The organism is Streptococcus intestinihominis (assembly GCF_046824975.1).
GTDB lineage: Bacteria > Bacillota > Bacilli > Lactobacillales > Streptococcaceae > Streptococcus.
Genome location: NZ_JBKQBL010000001.1, coordinates 522,225 through 523,457 on the forward strand (window position 1 = coordinate 522,225; position 1,233 = coordinate 523,457).

Annotated in this window: 1 protein-coding gene; it reads right to left on the minus strand. The window is 45.4% G+C overall.

All coding sequences use genetic code 11. The features are described 5' to 3' along the window. Positions 1–116: 116 nt before the first annotated feature. A partial coding sequence (locus tag ACLOR3_RS02605) for a GBS Bsp-like repeat-containing protein (RefSeq protein ID WP_412036962.1) occupies positions 117–1,233 on the minus strand: 1,117 nt, incomplete at its 5' end.

Below are 1,233 nucleotides of genomic sequence, written 5' to 3' on the forward strand. Positions count from 1 at the left end.
CCTAATGACTCCTCCTCCTATCATCAAAGGGATGCAAAAAACCAGCCCCTTCATAGAGCTGGTTGTCTTTCTATTCTAGAAATGTCATTAGGCAATGATGCTGAAAAATATGTATGTTATTTATAGCGCGGTGTCGCAAATCCGCGGATATTCCCATGTCCGATACGGTATACATTGCGTTTGACAGTTCCAACGGCACCGGAATTTCCTTCGATTGTATGAATCAGTCCATTTTCGACGCGTTCCACAATTCCAATATGGTCTGCCCAACCATCATTTGATTGATAATCTTGATCCCAGTTAAAGGTGATGATATCCCCTGCTTTTGGTGTAGAGGCACCATTTTCATTCCAAATGCCCAAGCGTTTGAAAATTTGGATGTGACGTTCAACTCCACATTCACGGCCAATCAAACCACTCAAGCCTTCCCGCTGAAAGACCGTTGTGACAAAGACGTCACACCAGTCATCAGTCATCTTCACCTCATAACCAACTGGAAGTGGTTTGATACTGTTGTAATCATTGACCAATTGTTGGTGAGCTGCACTTCCTGTTCGAGCACCGACTAAACTAGCTGCTGCCCGTAAGACACGGTCCCGTTGTCCATTCGTTACACGAGGAGTGAAAGCAGTTTGATCAACTGTTACTCGGGGATGAAGGGCTGTTTGTCCAAGGTTAAAGCCTTCAACACCACCATCGACATAATCCACATAGACGTGAGTGGTATAGTTGCCTGATTGGTACTGGTGATTGGCTACAGAGACTTGCACTTCTGTATGTGTACCAGAAGGTGTTGTTGAATACCAGAAAAGATTTTCTTGATGAGTTTGAGACCAGGCTGCGACACGGATGTTCTTAATCCGACGTCCCTGAGGCGCTTGATCCACCGTTACCGTATAGGTTCCAGCACCAGAATTGACATTTTTGATCCCTGTTTGTGTCTTGGTATGGGCATTTCGGAACTCAACTTCTGTAGTCGTTGAACCGACACCCACACGAGAACCATCATTTTGAATATAGTAAACGTGAATATGGTACTTACCAGTAGAGTTCTTGTGATCGCTCGCTTTGACTGATACCTTGTAGTCTCCATTTGATTGACGAGTCGCTTCATACCAGCGAATATCGTCTTGGCCATCCCTATCAGACCAAGTTGGGACTTGCACAGCACGGACGCCTTTAGGGCTGTAGACATCCTTGATGATGACGTCAAAGGTACCCGCATCCTTGTTG